The organism is Thiorhodovibrio litoralis (genome assembly GCF_033954455.1).
GTDB classification, from domain to species: Bacteria; Pseudomonadota; Gammaproteobacteria; order Chromatiales; family Chromatiaceae; genus Thiorhodovibrio; species Thiorhodovibrio litoralis.
The window spans coordinates 5,274,917-5,293,009 of sequence record NZ_CP121473.1 but is presented as its reverse complement, the minus strand read 5'-3'; the positions used below and the strand labels follow the sequence as shown (position 1 = coordinate 5,293,009).

The window sequence follows — 18,093 nt, the reverse complement described above, 5'->3', positions numbered from 1 at the left end:
GCACTCGGCGCCGCGAGCGGCTGTGCCCGCAGCCGCACAATCCGCTACACTTTCGCCATGGTGATCAATACCCCGAACCACCCATAGAAAACCTGTTGAGTTTTCTCTGAATGAATATGCCAATCAGAGGTTTCCCCATGCAGATTGAAGCTGAGGTCTCGCAAGAGGGTGTGCTAACGGTACGGGTCCCGGATCGGTATCGCGGACGGTATGTGCGTATCAGCATTGAGGATAGGGTAAGCCAATCGTCGCCGCAGTGGCGTGCTTTGTCCGCCATGATCGACAAGGTCGACGTGGTTGATGTTCCACGTCGCAGTCACCGAGAAATACTCGATGCATTGCACGACTTTCGCGAGTCGAGATGAAACTCGCCTATGTCGATGCCTGTGTCTGGATTACCCTGGTTGAAGGGTAGGACCAATATCGACCACCGATTCGCGCTGCACTTGCGGCCCTGGCAGAGGATGGTTGGGAATTGTGCGCGTCCGACGCCGTGCGGCTAGAGGTGCTGATTAGACCGCCGCGCTTGAAGCAGAATGAACTGCTCGATCTGTATCTTGGCCTGCTTGACGCCAATCACGCCTTGCGTATTCCAGCGTCAGTGTTCGTTGATGCGTTGGAGTTGGCGCGTGTCGAAGGGTTGAAGGCGATGGATGCCGTCCATGTAGCAATCGCCAGGTATCACGGTTGCGAACGCTTCATCACAACCGATCCGCATTTCAATTCCCTGAAAACGATTCATCCTGGGTGTATTTCCCTTCCAGCGGATTGATGTCCGTTGGATCATCCCGGCAAGGACGCGCAGTCGGCAATCGTCAAAAATCTACTGACCTGCGAATCGGGGACTCGGACCTGACCATCTCGCCGAGTTGGCCCGACAGGCCGAGGCGTTCGCGGCCAAGCAGCTGCCGATGTTGAAGGCGTTGGGGGTGGTGTAGGGCCGCTGCGCGTGTCGTGAACACGAGCAAGAACCACGATGAATCACCCGCGTGAAACAACACCCAGTTCCAATCAGCAGATCCCGATCCCGGAGGCGCTAAACCAGGCGGTAGCGCATCATCGCGCCGGCCAGCTCCAGGATGCCAAGCGATTGTATCGGGCCATTTTGCAGGTACAGCCCAAGCATCCCGACGCGAACCACAACCTTGGCGTGCTGGCCGTTTCCGTGAATCAGATCGCTGCTGCGCTTGCGCTGTTTGAGACGGCACGCGCGGGCAATCCCGCGGTCACCCAATACTGGCTCAGCAGTGCCGATGCCTTGGTGCGCTGCGCACGCCCCGACGAGGCGCAATCCCTGGTCGCCCAAGCGCAGAGCAGCGCTCTGGATGAAGGCGGTGTCCAAAGGCTGCGAGAATACCTCGCGGTGCACCAGCGAGCTGACAGCTCCATAAACGCGCCAGGCGAGCGCTATCAGCAGGCTATGCAAGCGCATCAAAGTGGTGATCTGCAGACAGCCGAAGCAGGCTACCGGCAACTCATCGCCCAGAACCCCGCACACGCCGAGGCCCTGCATCGTCTGGGGTTGGTTCTGTACCAGCGCGGCGACCCCGCCGGCGCCGAGGCACTCATTCGCCGCGCGATTCGCAACAATGATCAAGTTCCGGCCTATCACTGCAACCACGGTGTCATGTTGCAAGCCCTCTTGCGCTTGGAGGAGGCCCTACAGGCTTATGACCAAGCCTTGGCGCTTAAGCCCGATGATGCCCAGGCGCACTTCAACCGGGGCAATGCTCTTAAGGACCTCGGGCGTTTCGATGACGCCCTGCAGGCCTATGAGCAGGCCTTGCGTATCGTCCCGCAGCATCCAGGAACCCATAGTAACCGACTGCTGACGTTGCATTACCGTGAAGCCCGTGCCGATGGTGCGATCCTCTCGGCGGCGCGCGCCCCCCCCGAGCCCGACGTCGTCGTCTTTGGCAGCTTCAGCAACCCGACCAAGTTCTCGGCGCGGACCATCGCGCTCTGGTCAAGAGTGTTGGCCGCCAACCCCGAGGCCCGCCTGCGGCTCAAGTATCGCTCCCTGGATGATCCCCTGCAGCAGCGCAACCTGCATGCGCGCTTCGCCGCCGCCGGCATCGCCCCAGAGCGCCTGCTGTTGGAAGGCGGCGCACCCCGCAGAGCGGTGTTTGAGGCCTACAATGGCGTTGATGTGGCCCTGGATACCCAGCCCTACGGGGGCTGTACCACCACCATCGAGGCCTTGTGGATGGGCGTGCCCGTGGTGACCCTACGCGGCGGCACCTGGCCGGGGCGTCATGCGACCAGCATCCTGTCCACCGTGGGCTTGCCGGAGCTGATCGCCGAGGACGACGACGGCTTTGTGCGCATCGCCACCGAACTGGCCAACGACGGCGCGCGGCGCGCGAGGCTGCGTGCTAGGCGCCTTCTCCAGTGGCACCACCGCGTTAACCGGCTATCTAGTACCTTATTTCGGCTTATGTTGCGAAAACAAGCCGCTAGTGGTATCTCTTAGAGCATTGCAGAAGGAGATACCGCTATGACAAAGAAATATGTAGTCCGTCTCAGCGATGAAGAGCGTGGTTTGTTGGAAGACCTGGTGAGCAAAGGGCAAGCGGCGGCGCAGAAGATCAAACATGCGAATGTATTGCTCAAGGTCGATGCCGAAGGGGCGAATTGGAGCGATGCACAAGCCGCTGAGGCGTTCGGTTGCGCGCCGCGCACTGTCTTCAGCATTCGCGAGCGGTTCGTCGAACAAGGATTTGAAGCGGCGCTTTCACGCAAGCAACGTGAGCACCCGAGCTGCGAGCCCCTGCTCGATGGGGAAAAGCAGGCGCGGTTGGTGCAAATTGCCTGTAGCGAGCCGCCTCCCGGATACGCGCGCTGGACGTTGAATTTACTCGCGGGGAAGTTGGTGGAACTGGATGTCGTTGAGAGCATCTCGGCACCCACGGTGATGCGCGCACTAAAAAAAACGCACTCCAACCGCATCGGCGCAAGTGCTGGGTGATTCCCCCCGGGGAAGACGCCGCCTTTGTGGCGCAAATGGAAGATGTCCTGGAGGTCTACCGCCGCCCCTACGACCCCAAGAAGCCAGTTGTCTGCATTGATGAACAACCGACCCAGTTGATTGCCGAGACACGCCAGCCCCTGCCGATGCAACCGGGCCAACCCGAACGCTACGATTATGAATATGAGCGCGCCGGTACGGCGGTGAACTTCATGATCACAGAACCCTTGGGGCAATGGCGCAAAGTCAGTGTGCGCGAAACCAAAACCGCGATCGATTTAGCCCAAGAAATCAAGACATTGCTGGACGTGGACTATCCCGAAGCCGAGAAAGTCGTTATCGTCTGGGACAACCTCAATACGCATACGCCCGCCTCTCTGTACAAAGCCTTCCCACCTGAGGAAGCGCGGCGGTTGATCGAGCGCTTGGAAATCCACTACACCCCAAAGCACGGCAGCTGGTTGGACATTGCCGAAATCGAACTCAGTGTCATGACCAAGCAGTGCCTAGACCGCCGCATCGGCGATATCGAAACGCTTCGCCGCGAAACCGCCGCCTGGGCAGAACAACGCAACGAGGCCCAAATCGGCGTCGACTGGCAATTCACCAACGACAAAGCGCGTGTGAAGTTGAAGCACTTATATCCGCAAGTTAAGCTGAAATGAGGTATTAGAGCGCCTGGGTGCCTACAGCTGCCCACCGCATCTGCAACTCAATGACCCCATGACGCCGAGCAGCTACGAGCCCACCGCCTTGCGCGCGGCTTTGCTTGAGGCGGTGGATGAGCAGCAGTTGTGCCGCCGTGCGCAGCGCGGCGAGGGGTTTGCCGACTGGTTTCAGTCATGGTGGCAGGACCAATGCGCGCAAGCCAGATCCAACGGCAGCACACAGCTGGTTCTGAAACATCCCCTGCTGGCCTTCGTGATGCCTGAGATGGCCGCCATCTGTAACCCCCGCTGGCTGATCATGATGCGCCCGTTCAGCGCCATCGAAACATCGCGACAGCGCCGTGGTTGGGGGGCGCCCTACGGCGCCGCAGGCGCGAGCAGACTCTATCAGGCCATCTTCGAACACCTCCTCGCCCAGCCTGATGACGCACTGATGCTGAATTTCGAGCGCTTTCGCCAGGACCCTGCCTCACGCAAACGGCTCATTGATTGGCTCGGCTTAGCACCGAGCGCACAGGGACAAGTTCAGGCCGACGCCTGGGTGCGCGGTTAGCGGCGCCATGCCATGGTGGTGTAGATGCAACCGCATCGACAGCCGCTGGCGGAGGCTGCGCTGCGGGCGTTGGCGCTGGGGCATGTGCCGGGGTAGCGTGGCTCACACCCAATCAACGGCAATCGGCTAAACTCAGCCCATGACAGCCGACACCCAAGCCGCCGACACCAGCGCCGCGAACGACTACGACAGCCCCTGGAAGGAAGCCCTGGAGAAGTTCTTCCCGGAGTTTCTCGCGTTGCTGTTCCCAGCCATCCATGCCGAGATCGACTGGTCTAACGGTCATGCAGGGGTAGCGGCACCCCGGAAAATGAAAGATGCTAAGGGGGAGCCCGGGCAGCGAGGTCGGTCAACTATTTGGCGACTTGATCCTGATTCCTAACGTGACCCGCCGCCGCTGCTCCGAACCCCGGAATGCATCGCCACAGAGCGCACGGTAAAGAGGTCCAGGCGCACACCGCCTGAGAGGGATGTCGGTGGCGGCCTGCGCGGGCTCCCTGTCGTCAGTGTAATCGTTGGGGAGCGCGCATGGAACTGACACCGATCTTTAACAGCGTTGTGGCGTTGGATATTCATCATGCGAAGATCACCGCCTGTGCGTTGATTGCGGACGCCGATGGTGAGGTACGGGTTGAGTTGAAGGAGTTTGGCGGGTTCAAACGTGAGCGCCGCGCCCTGGCCGAGTGGGTGGCCTCCTTCGCGCCCGAGGTGGTGGTCATGGAAAGCACCGGCATCTACTGGAAGAGCCCCTATGCGGCCCTGGAACGGGTGGGCATAGCCGCCTTGGTGGTCAATGCCCGTCATGTCAAACAGGTGCCTGGGCGCAAGACCGACATCGCCGATGCGCAATGGTTGGCGATCCTCGCGCGCAGCGGGCTGCTCACGGGCAGCTTCGTGCCGCCGCAGAATCTGCGCGAACTGCGCTTGGTCTCGCGCCAGATGCAGAAATTCACCGGCATTCTGGCCGGGGAGAAGAACCGCTTGCACAAGGTGCTCACTGACGGGGGCATTCGCCTCTCGGCGGTGGTCAGTGACATCCACGGCACCTCGGCGCGGGCGATGATCAAGGGGCTGTTGGCCGGGGAGACGCCACAACAGGTCTTGAGCTACGCAAGCAAGCGGCTGAAGGCCACGCAAGAGGAATTGCTCGATGCGCTCGATGGGGAACTCAGCGACACCCATCGGTTTGTTCTACGGGAGATTCTCACCCACATCGAAGAGCTCGAAGCGCGCATCGAGGTGTTTCGACACCACTTGCTCAGCGCTCTGCAGCCCCATGAGTCGCTGCTGCATGCCTTGCAGACCATTCCCGGGCTCGACGCGCCCGGCGCGGCCATGCTGTTGGTGGAAATCGGCACCGACATGGACGCGTTCGGCTCTCCCGAGAAGCTCGCCGCCTGGGCGGGTGTTTGTCCAGGCAACAACGAATCGGCCGGCAAGCGCAAGAGCGCACGCGCGCGCAAGGGCAATCCCTATGTCCGACGGATTCTCTGCGAGGCCGCCCATGCGGCCAGCCGCACCCGCTGTGCGTTGGCTGAGAAGTTCAAAGTCTTGCTCGTTCGTCGTGGGCGAAAACGGGCGATCTTCGCGCTGGCCCACAAAATTTTGAAAATCGTCTTCGTGTTGATCCACCGTGGCGATTATTACCGGGATGCCACGGTCAACTACGAAGCCATCAGCGTTGAACGCAACGCACCGCGTTGGATTCGGATGCTCAGGAAGTACCACTACATTCCAGCCTGAGCCGCCGCGACAATCCGTTTTTTTCAGGCCGCCAAGCGGTCAGGGGGTGGTTTGCCTCAAGCTACCTGCATCTTTCACGGTAATGGGATGGTCCACCCCGCTCCTAAAACGAGCCCACAGCGGGCAAAATAGGCGGTGGACAAACCACCCAGCGTCAACCGAAAGCGGAGCAGAACCATGGCAAAGTTTAGCAAAGAACCCGTGACAACCATCGGCATCGATTTGGCCAAGAATAGTGTGCACGCCTTTGGCGTTGACGCCAACGGCGAGACCGTCTTCAGTCGCAAGCTCTCGCGTGGGGCCTTAAGTGCCTTCATCGCCCAACAGCCGCCTTGTCGCATCGCCATGGAAGCCTGCGGTAGCGCCCACCACTGGGCGCGCACCTTCCAGGGCTTTGGCCATGAGGTGGTGCTGATCGCTCCGCAGTTCGTCAAGCCCTTTGTGAAAAACAACAAAACTGATGCCGCTGATGCCGAGGCCATTTGTGAAGCGGCTCAACGTCCACGCCAGCGTTTCGTCCCCATCAAGAGCATCGAACAGCAAGACATCCAAGCCATTCACCGCATGCGCTCCCAGGTCATCTCCCAGCGCACCGCGCTGGTCAATCAGGCACGCGGGTTGCTGGCTGAATATGGCATCGTCATGCCTCAAGGCCGAGCGGCAGCCATGCGTCGTCTGCCTGAGATCCTGGAGGATGCCGAGAACAGACTCAGCGAACGCTTCCGCGAGGAACTCCACGGTCTCTTGGAAGAATTGCGCCACCTCGATGCGCGGGTCAAGCACTACGATACCCAGATCCAGTCCATAGCCGACGCCAGCGAGTCTGTGCAGCTGTTGAGGACTATCCCCGGCGTCGGCCCGTTGGTGGCTACCGCCTTGATCGCCACCTTGGGCGACAATTGGGGACTGTTCGCCAATGGCCGCACGTTGGCCGCCTGGCTGGGGCTGGTGCCACGACAGCATTACACCGGCGGAAAACCGCGCCTGCTGGGGATTAGCAAGCGCGGGGATGTCTATCTGCGTCAGCTGTTGATTCACGGTGCACGCGCGATGATGCGTTGGATTGAGAAAAAGGAGGATGCCGTCAGCCATTGGGCCAAGAACCTGAAACAACGCCGTCATCCAAACGTCGCCATTGTGGCGATGGCCAACAAGCTCACTCGCATCGCCTGGGCGGTGATGACCACCAGGAAAGCCTTCGATGCCGAGCGTGGCGCGCTGGCGAAGCCTGGACCTGCAGCCGTGACGGCGTAACGCCTCGCTAGCGACGAACAATTACGACTAACCAGCCCTGAACGGGCTTCCAACCGAGTTCCACACCACGAGTTGCTGAGAGTGAACATCACTGTGATGGCATGAAAGGTACGACCGCCTTGCCGAGAACCTGGAAGGGGCCAAAGCCAGCTTAGGCTGAGACTGAGAACCTGATTGAGGACGGCAAGGTACGCGAATTCCATCAGGGCACGGGATCGACTTCGATGATGATCCTTCAACGATGCCGGATATATGGCCGCAACGTTTCCTTCGACCAAATCAGCGATTTTCCTCTTGCATCGCGGGGCGGACCATATATGGCCCCTTTGATTTTATCCTTTGATTTCCTTTGATTTCAAACCGCGCCGGGTTCGGGTAGGGCAGCGGTAGCCTCCAAATTCTTGGACGCAGCAACTAGTATCAGCCGATGATATGCTACGGCATGCGTGAGGATTCTGGAATCGACACCCTCCTTGATCTGCACAATCAGGTCATCGAGCAGGGCCATGGCTATTGGCTCAAGATCGTGGCATGGCGGGTTGAGCCGACAAGCGAGATCCCGCACGGCATTCGCTACTCGCTGACGCTCCACGAGCCATCCGGGCAGCGCATACTCGGTTATGACAACGCGCACGCGGTCAAACCGTCGAGAACGTTCAAATACGCCGGGCGCATTCTGACCTTCGATCACAAGCACCGGCACCGCTCGGACACAGGGGTGCCCTATGAATTTCAGGATGCCCACCAACTACTGACAGACTTCTTCGCGGATGTGGACCGCGTACTGCTGGAGGTTCAACAACCATGAAGGCCATTGTGATCGGGATCATGCCGCAGGAAAAAATCCGCGCTCGAATGCTGGCTATCGCCCGGGGTGAGTACCGGCCAAAGCCCGGCGATCCCAAGGTCTGGTTCACCTCAATGAAGTCGCTTGCCGAAGTGCTGAGCGATGATAATCGCGCGTTGCTGAAGGTCATCAGCGAGACCCAGCCGGAGTCGATTACAGCGCTGGCCGAAGCCACCGGCCGCAAGCCCAGCAACCTTTCTCGTACGCTCAAGACCCTGTCGAATTACGGCATCGTCGATATGCAGCGGGAGAAGCGGCATGTGCGTCCAATTGCCAAAGCAACCGAGTTTCGGATTTTGACGGCATAGGTGTAATGCGTAACAGCCATCGTTACCAGGCAACAGGTTGTGCGGGGATTGATGCGATGCGCAATGCTCAGCCCTCGGCCACATCCCCCTCAATCTGCCGATAGAGCTGGATCAACGTCTCCTCCAGGCTGCGGACAAAGCCCGCCACATCCATCAGCGCAGACGCCTGCATCTGCGCTCTGAGGCCGCAGCGCAGGGCGCGCAAGCGCGGGGTATCCGCGGCCAGTTCCGTGGCAAGGCGCACGAACGCGTCAGGGTGTTTCGCGGAGCACTCCTGCAGGCCGATCTGGTGCAGCACCGCGTGGGTCTGGCGGCTCACCACGCGCGCTTGCGGCCAGGTGATCACGGGCACACCCATCCACAGCGCCTCGCAGCTGGTCAGGCCGCCGGTGAAGGGGAAGGGATCAAGCGCGATGTCCAGCTCCGCGTATTCTTTCAGCAGGTCGGCATGAAAGCTGGGGCCGCGCAGCTCAATGCGCTCGGCGGCGATGCCGCGAGCCACAAAGGCTTGGGTCACCCGCTGGCGCAAGGCCGCGTCGTTGAAGGTGCGCCACTTGAGGAGCAGGCGGGAATCCGGCACCACCGCCAGGATCTGAGCCCAGAGGTCGTAGACGCCGTCATTGAGCTTGGCGGTGTTGTTGAAGCTGCCGAAGGTAATCCGAGCGCTGTGCGCAACCGGCGGTGGTGACAGGTCCTTTGGCGCCCAGGGCACCGGCTGGTAGCAGAAGCGTCCTGTCGGCAGACGCAAGGTCGGCTCGATGAACTGATCCTCGGTCCCCGGTGGTGCGTGCCAGGCGTCCAGCAGCACGGCATCGATCTCCGTCAGGCCCGTGGTGGCGAAATAACCCAGCCAGCTCACTTGCACCGGCGCGGGGCGGTGGGCGAATACGCTCAGGCGCGAGCCGGCGGTGTGGCCGGAGAGGTCGATCAGGACATCGATGTGGTCGGCGCGAATCTGCGCGACCAGCGCGGCATCATCCAGGGCGCTGACCTCGCGTAACTGAACGGATTGGCTGATCTGCTGTGTGACCCAGTCGCGCACTTGGCCGGCGTGATAGACGATGGGGGTGATCCGGGCTGGATCATGGGCGGCCAGGACGTCTTTGATGAACAGGCCGACGGTGTGCTGGCAGATGTCGGCGGAGACATAGCCAACCCGCAGCGGGCGGCTGTCGCGCGGCACCAGCGGCGGGCGCGGATGTGGGCCGCCCGCACGGGTCTGCGCCCACTGGCCCCAGGCGCGGGCTTGGGCAAAGCGCTCGGTGGCGGTGGCCTCGGGATCGTATTCCAGGCTGGTGAGCGCAGTGCGGCGGATCACGGGATGGTTGGGGAACTGCTCGAGCAGGGCCTGCATGATCTGGCGGGCGCGGGCGTGCTCGCCAGCCTCGCGGGCGCGATTGGCGCGGTTGACCCAAGGGCGGGCATCCTTGGGTGCCAGGGTGCAGACTCGCTCGAAGCAGGTCTCGGCGGCGCTGAGCAGACCGGCGGACAGCAGCAGGGCGCCGATGCTCAACAGGGCCTCGGGGTCGTTAGCGTGCGCCCTGGCGAGGGTCTGGCAGCGCGCCAGGCAACCGCTGAAGTCGGCGCGGGCGGCGCAGTGTTGGGCGGCGGCAAGGTCGGTGGTCCAGAGCATGGCGGTGATTGTAACCGCCTACCCTACACCACCTGCAGCACCTTCAAGATCGGCAGCTGCTTGGCCGGGAACGCCTCGGCCTGGTGCCTTAGCTCGGCGCGGTTGTCTTCCTCGGACTCCATCGGCTTGCCCTCTTTGAGCAGGCGCTGGCCTTGGCTTTTGAGCGGCTGCCAGGTGGCCTCGGCCCAGTCGCTGGGCTTAATGCAGTTCTTGGTGTTGGCTTGGGAAAACAATTCGAGCCTGGCCCGAATGGCACTAAGATAAGCGATGGCGCATTGCGATGAGCTGGATACCGGTTTGATTCAGCGTTGTTTTTTCGGATGTCCATGTTCGCGGACTTCAGCGCGAGCGGCTTTCCTCGGCTTGGTCAGCAGCGGGTAGGCGTTGGCTCGACGTTTCAGCGCCCGCGGCTCGATGCGACCGGGTCGCAGACCGACGCGCGGCTCGGCAATCAGATTCAGTACGGCAAGCACGCAAACACCATTGGGCGTTGCCCCGCCGCGTTGCTGCCAGGATGACCAGACCTGCACGGTGTGCTTGAAGCTCAGTTGCCTGGGAACTTGGTCGGCCAGCAAAGCGGCTTGGGCCATCAGCAAGCGGATCAGGTTGTAGGCCAGTAGGTAGACCCACAGTTCCTTGATGGCCATCTCCGGGGTCTTGCAGCGCAGTTGTGCCATGCCGAGGGTGGTCTTGATGTTGCGCAGATCCAGCTCCACGTTCCAGCGGCGCAGGTAGAGCACCTTGAGTTTGTTCTTCGGGGCCGCTTTGGCATCCAGAAAGGTGGTGACCATGATTTTCCCACCGGCTGCGAACTCGCGCACCTTCAGCGTTTCCGGGGCTTGCGCGTACTGCTCCTGCGTCATCCAATCCGGTCGCTTTTTCTGGTTTCTCCAGCACCACCAAATGATCACGCGCGCCGAGCGTCTCCCCGGTTTTGAAGTCGGTGCTGCGTTTGCGTGCGCCGTACTGCTCGAACAGCCCATCGACGCCCCGGCGCACTAATTCGCAGAGCAGAAAGTAGGTCGGGTAGAAGGCGTCGCCGAGCAGGATATCGTCCGCAGCGAGCGCATCGAGCATGCCGCGCAGCAACGTCTGCTCATCGCTGCCCCTGCTTCCACACTGGCCTTCGCACGGGCCAGTGGCGGCATCGAGCAGTGCGCCACTGCCCAAACAGATCAGTGCCACCATGCGGCAGATCGGAAAGCCCAAGCCGGGTTTCTGGCTGCTCGGCTGCGGATAGACCGCTTGGTTCTCCTCCGTGTCAGCCATGGTCATGGTCGCACCATCGACCAGGCGCACCGGGCGATTCCACGTATGCCACCAGTTCGGTGTGCCCGCACCGATCATGCCTCCCACCTGGCGCACCAGCGTCGAGACCACCTCTGCCGGCAAGCGTGCGCGGGCCTGGCAGTATGCACTGGTGCTCGCCGCGCAGCGCGGCAGACCGCCAATGATGCGCTTGATCGCCGCGTCGTCGACCGCCTGCTGGCAGCTGCCATCGTCGGCGAGTACCTGCGCCAGAAACATCGACAATGTCTCCGTCGGCGGAAACACGCGTTCGCGATGCGCTGGCAAGAGTGCCTCGACTCCGTCGAGCAGTTGCGAACTGGTCAACACGTTGAAGAACGCGTAGGAGTCGGTCTCCTCGGCGCGACGCTGAATCTGTTTCTGTTGCTCCAAGCCCGGGCGATGGTTAGCATGCATGAAGGCTGGCTCCTCGGGTGGTTGGTTTGATTTGGCGATTTCACCGTATCACCCTAGCTGCCAGCCTTACCCAATTGTTTTCAATCCCTTGCGCTTATCTTAGTGCCATTCGGGCCAGGCCCCTTTCAGGCCATGGGCATCAAGCCCATTCGCATCGGCTACAAGTGCCCGTGGCACAACGGCGTGGTTGAGCGCTTTCACCGCACGCTTGATGAGGATCTGTTGCGATATGTCCAACCACTCAATGACCGCCATTTGAACCGGCTGCTGGTTGAGTTCCGAGCGTACTACAACACCGCTAGGCCGCACGTGGCCAATGGTGTCGAGCCGCCGATTCCGCCGGATCTGACCAACAACCCGGCAGCGAACGATCCGGAGTTTTTCAAGACACCGCGCAAGCTGGTGCGTAAGCAGTGGCTCGGCGGACTGCATAGCAGTTATCGCTGGGCGGCTTAGCACCCTGCTCTGAAGCTTGCCAGCCTCGGGTCGCGGATTTCGGCACCGACAGCCGAGAGTGGCTTGCGTCTGGAATTCGGGGTCTTGGGCAGCGGGATGGTATCCAGCCGGGTTTGCGAGCTGGTTTCGGACTTTCTGCTGCGCTTACGATGCCTGGTTTGGCCTAAAATGGCCTTGACAGTCAGGCTAAAATTCACGACTCGCGGCTGGGATTAGTTTTTGACCATTACAGGTGATGTTGCCAGCGCGGCCCGCGCCTCAGTGGAAGATGGTCTCGGGCGTCTCGGCGGTGAGGATGCGATCCAACCAGGTGTCGAGTTGCTCAAGCTCGGCCGTTTCGATGCGCTCGCGATGGGCTTGCACGGCTTCAGGGCCGAATTTTTGATCGAGCTGGCGCAGCAATGTCCTGGCCTCGCCCTGCTGCACTCCCAGTTTTTTCCCCTTCTCAATCCCCGCTCGCTCAACAGTCGTGACATAAGGCATCTGGCATTGCTCCTCTAATTCATAGAGTTCCCGGCGAAACTCCGCTTCCAGCCCTTCAGGCAGGCGGATCATCCAATCAATCAGCCGGAAAAGTTCTTCAATCAGCGTGCGCTCGTAGCCGCGATCATACATGAGTCGCATCAGGCGAAATTTCCAGCGTTTCAGGGTCTCGGCATCGTCGGTCTCCTTGGCGCGGATTTGGGCCATCACGACCAGGGCGAAGACATTGTCACTGGCTTCCAGCCCCGCCCAACGCTCCGGCTCGGCGTAGTCAAGCAGTTTGACCATCGGGAAGTCAAATTGCACCCGACAGCCCCACAGCGCCGCGCTGTAGGACTTGGGCCGGAAACGGCGATTGGTATCGGCCAGCACCGCCAGGCTCGCGACCGGCACCTGGTAGACATCGCGGATTTTATAGTGGTAAGTGAACATCCGCTCGGCAAAGACGGTTTCCGGGTCGCCTTGCACTTCGATATGGATCAGCACCCACACCGGCGTGCCATCACGCCGATAGACCCCGACCAGCTTGTCGGCATAGCGCCGGGTGGTCTTGGCTTCGCGCACGATTTGCTGGAATTCTTTGTCCAGAAACTGCACGCCTTGCGACCAGTCGATCTCGGTATGGATGGCCGGGAACAGCAGCGCCAGAAACTCCGGGAAGAACCGCTCCAGCGCTTCTTTCCAGGGGCTGTCGTAGTCAGGTTTCTCGCTGGGGTCAGCGGCTTGGGTGTCGGCTGTCATGGGCCGAGTTTAGCCGATTCGGGGGCGGGAGTGGGAGAGGCTTGGCCGGCACCTGCGCGATTCAGAGCGCCACGGCAAATCCGTTCTAGCTGACAGGCGCTGCTCGAGCAGCACGTGGCACTGAGTTCGCCGTCATCCCCAGATAGTCGAAGACACGGCGAACCTTGCGCGCGAGTTTATCAATGGTTGCCGAGACGGAGTCGGTGGATTTCGCCTTGATCAGGCCAGTGGCGAACCGGCGCAGGCGGGTCATGTTTTCCGGTCCATGGCCGGTGCGGATGGTGCAGCGATCCTCATCCCAGTTCCAGTCGAGGATCCAGTGATGGGCTTCAACGCCCCAGTGGCTACGGTTAAAGGCCAGCAAGCGCTAGGGACTGGCGCTCTCGGGGGTGTGATCAGTGAGGCCGTAGACCGTTTCGATGGTCGTCTTGCCAGTCTTCTTGTTCGTGATGGTCCGCTCAATGACGAAGACCTGACCGACAGCGGGGAAGTCGAGATACGCGTTGAGCTTCGTGGAGGTCCAAATCGCGCGGCTTTCGATGCGCCCGTGCTTGAGTTCCGGGCGCTCGCGGAAGTCCGGTTCGCCACGATCCTGGAAGTTCAACCGAATATCGGCCGCGAGGGTCGGTTGGTTATCCTTGGCGATAAAAACGTAGTGCGCGCCGCGTTGGACCAGGTAGGCAGCGAGCTTGCGCTGGGTGAGGAGCGCGTCGGCGGTGAGGGTTTTGCCGGTGAGGTTGAGGGAATCGAGCACCGGGATCGCCATCCCGATCTCCCACTGTTTTTTTGGGGTGCGTTTCAGCTCATCGCTGCCATTGACGGGCAGAGAGCCGACTTTTTTTGGGTGTGACAGCGCTTGGACTCATGTCCAACGACACCGAGGATGTGGGTCTGGTTTCCCTCGGCGTCGATGGCGTTGCACATCGTCTTGCCATCAAGGGCCAAGCCCTCGTCCTCGGTGGCCATCTGCGCGTTCCAACCCTGCAGTGCTCGATCGACGGCGTTGGGGTCCGCCCGCGTGAGGACATCGCGGATGCGGGTGCGGCTGGGCACCTCATAGCGGCCATTGCGATAGCGGCAGCCAAAACGCGCACGGGCGGTCTGACTGAGGTCCTGCGCCCATTCAGCGATGGCCTTGTAGCCGCGCGCCCCGCACAAGACCGCCGCGGCCGAGATGGCAAGCACCACCGGCAACGGATGCCGTCGGCCTTGGCTGCGGCGCGGATCCGGGACATCGGCGAAGAACTCGGGCAACGAACGCATCTGCTGTGCACTTAACATCAGTCTTGGGACTCCATGGTGATAGACAGGATCAAGTGTTGGATGAGACAAGCGTGCTTGAGCCTGCGCGATCAAGGGGCGGACAAACACCCGCTTGGCGCCATCGGCGCGGTTGCTGTAGCCGGCGCGGGTGCGCCGATACCCGCGTGTCTGCCCGACCTCGAGCCAATTGGCGGCGCGATAGCAGGTACCGGCGAACCGGCGCGGATCGACGAAGGTCTCCAGCAACCACAGCGGATAGCCGAAGCGCGCCGGCCAATCGGCGCTGACCCGGCGCTCGCATAGCCCCAGCACACGCGAGGCGAGATTCGGCACATGCCACGCGGGCAGGATCAAAAAACGGGCGTTGTTGGCGATCAGATGCAGCCGGTCGAATTGATAGCGCCGATCCCAGCCGATCCAGCGATCGCGCGCGCCGCACTTCCATGCGGCCGCGCTGAACACCAGCAACGCCAGCCACTGCTCCTGCCAGGTGGCGACATACCAGAGGGTGTGACCGATCTTTGCCGAAGCCCCCAGGTAGTGATGCTCCTCAAGCAGGGCGTTGAAGCGCGGCTCTTCATCCGCGGCGACCAGACGCAGGGTGATCTCGTGCAGGTTCATCGCGCCGCCTCGCCAGTTAGCAATGGCCAGCAGTTTGAACCAGACGGAAGGAAATGTCCAGAATCGAGGGTAAGTTTTTCTACGACCGTTTAATTCCGTCTAGAACGGTTCCGCCCTGCACATTCTGCCAACTCTCCTTGAATCAAGCAAGTTACCTGGCGTATCCTCCGCCGCTTTTTGCGCATCGGAGGTGCAATGATTCCCTGGTGGATACCGCTGCTGACATTTACCATCGCGCTAGTGGTCGGCCTGCTGAGCGTGCGGCGCTACCGGCGCGACCGCATCACTTGGGCCAAGCGGCGCTTGCAGTTGAAGGTGCTGTCGCTGGAGCTCAAAAGCCTGCGCCAGAAGGTGGTCTCGGCCGATGGGCGCGGGACGCCTCCGGCCAAGCGACGACTGGTGAGAAAACTACCCAGGCTCGAGGTCTGGCAAAAATGGCTGATCGCTTGGCTGCGTCGGCCGTTGCCCTGGCTGACGCGCTTTCTTCGCTTTGGTCCCATGACCGATATCCGCTGGCTGCAAGCCAAGTGACGGCGGCGACATGCGCTGAAGAGCGCCGAGGGTAAGCGTCGTGGTCGCCCACCGACGCCACCGTTCGTTGTTGATGCCATCCTGGCCATCAAGAACGCTCATCCCTATTACAGTGCCAGTCGGATCGCGCGGATGTTGTCCGGTGGCGAGCTGAAGCTGCGGATCGCCAAGAAGACGGTGGCCAGCATGCTCAAGGCTCATGGCTTTGCGCCACGGCCAAAAGGCAAGCAACCGCCGCGCGAGTCAGAGCCGGGTTGGTTGACCATTCTCTACAACCAATATGTCATGGCCATCGATTTCAAGGTCACCTTGGACTTGGCCGGAGACACACTTTATATCTTGAATCTGATCGACCACGGGCGCCGGGTCTTGCACTGGTCGCGCGCGACTTACCATCCCACGGCAGCCTGGGTGGCGCAACAACTGCGCAACGCTTTCATGGACTTGGATGCAATGCCCGAGGCCATCGTGTTGGATCGCGACAGTACCTTCCTTCCCATCATCAAGCAGACACTGCCCGCCATGGGCATCAAGCCCATTCGCATCGGCTACAAGTGCCCGTGGCACAACGGCGTGGTTGAGCGCTTTCACCGCACGCTTGATCAGGATCTGTTGCGGTATGTCCAACCACTCAATGACCGCCATTTGAACCGGCTGCTGGTTGAGTTCCGGGCGTACTACAACACCGCCAGGCCGCACATGGCAAATGGTGTCGAGCCGCCGATTCTGCCGAACCTGACCGGCAACCTAGCGGCGAACGATCCAGAGTTTTTCAAAACACCACGCAAGCTGGTGCGTGAGCAGTGGCTCGGCGGACTGCATAGCAGTTATCGCTGGGCGGCTTAGCACCCTGCTCTGAAGCTTGCCAGCCTCGGGTTGCGGACTTCGGCACCGACAGCCGAGAATGGCTTGCGCCTGGAATTCGCGGAATTCGGCAAGAGGCTGTTATCCAGCAGAGTTTGCGTGCTGATTTCAGGCTTTTGGCTGTGCTCGCGATGCCCGGTTTGGCCTAGAATGGGCTTGACGGTTAGGCTAAAACCCACGATTCGCGGCTTAGATTGGTTTTTGACCATTACAGCTGCCTGCTTGAATTAGCATTTCCTGATACCACGTCCGGACGATACCAAGTCCGACTGCGGCCCGTGGGGCGGATCAGGCGCTGTGTTGCGCCATTTTGCGCAGTCGAATTTTCCCAGACAGTAAGCGACAACGGAGCGACACATGTCCGACCTCAGCAAAGACGTCATCGAAGAAGCCATCAAAGGCTACACAGAACCCCATCTGGGCCGCGACCTGGTGTCGACCAAGCTAGTCAAGTCCATCGACATTGAGGGCGATCAGGTCAAGGTCCGGGTGACGCTGGGCTTTCCCGCCCAGGGTGCGAAAGATGCGCTGTCTGCTGCGCTGCGCGAGCGTATCGAGTCGGTGCCCGGCGTCAGTGCCGCCCAGGTTGATATCGACTGGGAGGTGAAGGCGCATTCGGTGCAGAAGTCGCTGAAGCCGATTGGCAACGTCAAGAACATTATCGCCGTTGCCTCCGGCAAGGGCGGCGTGGGCAAATCGACCACGGCCGTGAATCTCGCACTGGCCTTGGTGGCCGAGGGCGGCAAGGTTGGCGTCCTGGACGCGGACATCTATGGTCCGTCGCAGCCGCGCATGCTCGGTATCAGCGGCAAGCCGGAATCGAAAGACGGCAACAGCCTCGAGCCGATGATGAGTCACGGCCTGGAGGCGATGTCGATCGGCTTTCTGATCGACGAGGAAACGCCCATGATCTGGCGCGGTCCCATGGTGACTCAGGCGCTGGAGCAGCTGCTCAATGACACCAACTGGGGAGATCTCGACTATCTGGTCATCGACCTGCCGCCCGGTACCGGTGACACCCAGCTCACGCTGGCGCAGAAGGTGCCGGTCTCAGGCGCCATCATTGTCACCACACCCCAGGATATTGCTCTGCTGGATGCGCGCAAGGGGCTGAAAATGTTCCAGAAGGTTGAAGTGCCCGTGCTCGGCATCGTGGAGAACATGAGCATTCACATCTGCTCCAAATGCGGGCATGAGGAGCACATCTTCGGCCAAGGCGGCGGTGCTTCCATGGCTGAGCAGTATGGCGTGCAGCTGCTCGGCTCGCTGCCGCTGGATATTCACATCCGCGAGGAGGCCGACAACGGCACGCCCAGTGTGGTTGCGGAGCCGACATCGCGCATCGCCGAGATCTACCGTGAAATTGCCCGCACGACTGCTGCCAAGCTGTCCCTGCAGGCGAAGGACTACGGGGCAAAATTCCCGCGGATTGTCATCGAGAACAACTGATGCGTTC

19 protein-coding genes and 1 pseudogene are annotated in these 18,093 nt (G+C 61.0%); 13 read left to right on the top strand and 7 right to left on the bottom strand.

Annotation, left to right across the window (positions count from 1 at the left end):
- The first annotated feature begins 493 nt into the window (after nucleotides 1-493).
- The 9 genes from Thiosp_RS23865 to Thiosp_RS23825 all read left to right on the top strand — a co-directional run bounded on the left by Thiosp_RS23865 (nucleotide 494) and on the right by Thiosp_RS23825 (nucleotide 8,341).
- On the top strand, nucleotides 494-772 hold the full coding sequence (locus Thiosp_RS23865) for a type II toxin-antitoxin system VapC family toxin (RefSeq protein ID WP_323697139.1): 279 nt from the start codon (nucleotides 494-496) through the stop codon (nucleotides 770-772).
- Between the two features lie 204 nt (nucleotides 773-976).
- Nucleotides 977-2,473 carry a tetratricopeptide repeat protein gene (locus Thiosp_RS23860; RefSeq protein WP_323696745.1) on the top strand — a complete coding sequence of 499 codons (1,497 nt, stop codon included), beginning with the start codon at nucleotides 977-979 and terminating at the stop codon, nucleotides 2,471-2,473.
- Nucleotides 2,474-2,497: 24 nt separating this feature from the next.
- Nucleotides 2,498-3,633 (top strand): IS630 family transposase gene (locus tag Thiosp_RS23855; protein ID WP_323696744.1). Its coding sequence is split into 2 segments (ribosomal slippage): nucleotides 2,498-2,924 and nucleotides 2,924-3,633, totalling 1,137 coding nucleotides; the frame shifts between segments, so codons are not numbered across the junction.
- Nucleotides 3,634-3,691: 58 nt separating this feature from the next.
- Nucleotides 3,692-4,189, top strand: coding sequence for a hypothetical protein (locus Thiosp_RS23850; RefSeq protein WP_323696743.1), 498 nt, complete (start codon nucleotides 3,692-3,694; stop codon nucleotides 4,187-4,189).
- A 139-nt stretch (nucleotides 4,190-4,328) separates the two neighbouring features.
- Nucleotides 4,329-4,571: a hypothetical protein gene (locus tag Thiosp_RS23845; protein ID WP_323696742.1), complete on the top strand. Its 243-nt coding sequence runs from the start codon at nucleotides 4,329-4,331 to the stop codon at nucleotides 4,569-4,571.
- A gap of 146 nt (nucleotides 4,572-4,717) precedes the next feature.
- Complete coding sequence (locus Thiosp_RS23840) at nucleotides 4,718-5,932, top strand: IS110 family RNA-guided transposase (RefSeq protein ID WP_201063256.1); 1,215 nt, start codon at nucleotides 4,718-4,720, stop codon at nucleotides 5,930-5,932.
- 177 nt (nucleotides 5,933-6,109) lie between these two features.
- Nucleotides 6,110-7,186, top strand: a complete 1,077-nt coding sequence (locus Thiosp_RS23835) for an IS110 family RNA-guided transposase (protein WP_201063255.1) — start codon at nucleotides 6,110-6,112, stop codon at nucleotides 7,184-7,186.
- A 442-nt stretch (nucleotides 7,187-7,628) separates the two neighbouring features.
- A complete protein-coding gene (locus Thiosp_RS23830; RefSeq protein WP_201063254.1) occupies nucleotides 7,629-7,994 on the top strand; it encodes a toxin-antitoxin system TumE family protein in 366 nt (121 codons plus the stop codon).
- A complete protein-coding gene (locus tag Thiosp_RS23825; RefSeq protein ID WP_201063253.1) occupies nucleotides 7,991-8,341 on the top strand; it encodes an HVO_A0114 family putative DNA-binding protein in 351 nt (116 codons plus the stop codon). Before Thiosp_RS23830 ends, Thiosp_RS23825 begins: the two co-directional genes overlap by 4 nt.
- A gap of 67 nt (nucleotides 8,342-8,408) precedes the next feature.
- On the opposite strand, the gene Thiosp_RS23820 is transcribed toward Thiosp_RS23825, so the two are convergent.
- The 3 genes and pseudogenes from Thiosp_RS23820 to Thiosp_RS23810 all read right to left on the bottom strand — a co-directional run bounded on the left by Thiosp_RS23820 (nucleotide 8,409) and on the right by Thiosp_RS23810 (nucleotide 11,678).
- Entirely contained in the window at nucleotides 8,409-9,974 is a 1,566-nt protein-coding gene (locus Thiosp_RS23820) for an O-linked N-acetylglucosamine transferase, SPINDLY family protein (RefSeq protein WP_201063252.1), read from the bottom strand.
- Between the two features lie 23 nt (nucleotides 9,975-9,997).
- Nucleotides 9,998-10,207 carry a hypothetical protein gene (locus tag Thiosp_RS23815; RefSeq protein ID WP_242518204.1) on the bottom strand — a complete coding sequence of 70 codons (210 nt, stop codon included), beginning with the start codon at nucleotides 10,205-10,207 and terminating at the stop codon, nucleotides 9,998-10,000.
- A 69-nt stretch (nucleotides 10,208-10,276) separates the two neighbouring features.
- A pseudogene (locus tag Thiosp_RS23810) lies at nucleotides 10,277-11,678 on the bottom strand (IS4 family transposase).
- 102 nt (nucleotides 11,679-11,780) lie between these two features.
- Between Thiosp_RS23810 and Thiosp_RS23805 the strand changes: the two are divergent.
- Nucleotides 11,781-12,134, top strand: coding sequence for an integrase core domain-containing protein (locus tag Thiosp_RS23805; RefSeq protein ID WP_323696741.1), 354 nt, complete (start codon nucleotides 11,781-11,783; stop codon nucleotides 12,132-12,134).
- A 258-nt stretch (nucleotides 12,135-12,392) separates the two neighbouring features.
- On the opposite strand, the gene Thiosp_RS23800 is transcribed toward Thiosp_RS23805, so the two are convergent.
- The 4 genes from Thiosp_RS23800 to Thiosp_RS23785 all read right to left on the bottom strand — a co-directional run bounded on the left by Thiosp_RS23800 (nucleotide 12,393) and on the right by Thiosp_RS23785 (nucleotide 15,242).
- A complete protein-coding gene (locus Thiosp_RS23800) occupies nucleotides 12,393-13,358 on the bottom strand; it encodes an RpnC/YadD family protein (RefSeq protein WP_201063251.1) in 966 nt (321 codons plus the stop codon).
- An 85-nt stretch (nucleotides 13,359-13,443) separates the two neighbouring features.
- A complete protein-coding gene (locus Thiosp_RS23795) occupies nucleotides 13,444-13,722 on the bottom strand; it encodes a hypothetical protein (RefSeq protein ID WP_323696740.1) in 279 nt (92 codons plus the stop codon).
- A gap of 3 nt (nucleotides 13,723-13,725) precedes the next feature.
- Nucleotides 13,726-14,124 (bottom strand): hypothetical protein, encoded by a 399-nt coding sequence (locus tag Thiosp_RS23790; protein WP_323696739.1) that lies wholly within the window; start codon nucleotides 14,122-14,124, stop codon nucleotides 13,726-13,728.
- A 32-nt stretch (nucleotides 14,125-14,156) separates the two neighbouring features.
- On the bottom strand, nucleotides 14,157-15,242 hold the full coding sequence (locus Thiosp_RS23785) for a Druantia anti-phage system protein DruA (protein WP_323696510.1): 1,086 nt from the start codon (nucleotides 15,240-15,242) through the stop codon (nucleotides 14,157-14,159).
- A 195-nt stretch (nucleotides 15,243-15,437) separates the two neighbouring features.
- Between Thiosp_RS23785 and Thiosp_RS23780 the strand changes: the two genes are divergently transcribed.
- The 3 genes from Thiosp_RS23780 (at nucleotide 15,438) to apbC (ending at nucleotide 18,086) form a co-directional block, all read left to right on the top strand.
- Nucleotides 15,438-15,773 (top strand): hypothetical protein, encoded by a 336-nt coding sequence (locus Thiosp_RS23780; protein WP_242518222.1) that lies wholly within the window; start codon nucleotides 15,438-15,440, stop codon nucleotides 15,771-15,773.
- 132 nt (nucleotides 15,774-15,905) lie between these two features.
- Nucleotides 15,906-16,619, top strand: a complete 714-nt coding sequence (locus tag Thiosp_RS23775; protein WP_242518221.1) for an integrase core domain-containing protein — start codon at nucleotides 15,906-15,908, stop codon at nucleotides 16,617-16,619.
- Nucleotides 16,620-16,994: 375 nt separating this feature from the next.
- Nucleotides 16,995-18,086 (top strand): iron-sulfur cluster carrier protein ApbC, encoded by a 1,092-nt coding sequence (gene apbC, locus Thiosp_RS23770; RefSeq protein WP_201063340.1) that lies wholly within the window; start codon nucleotides 16,995-16,997, stop codon nucleotides 18,084-18,086.
- Nucleotides 18,087-18,093 lie beyond the last annotated feature (7 nt).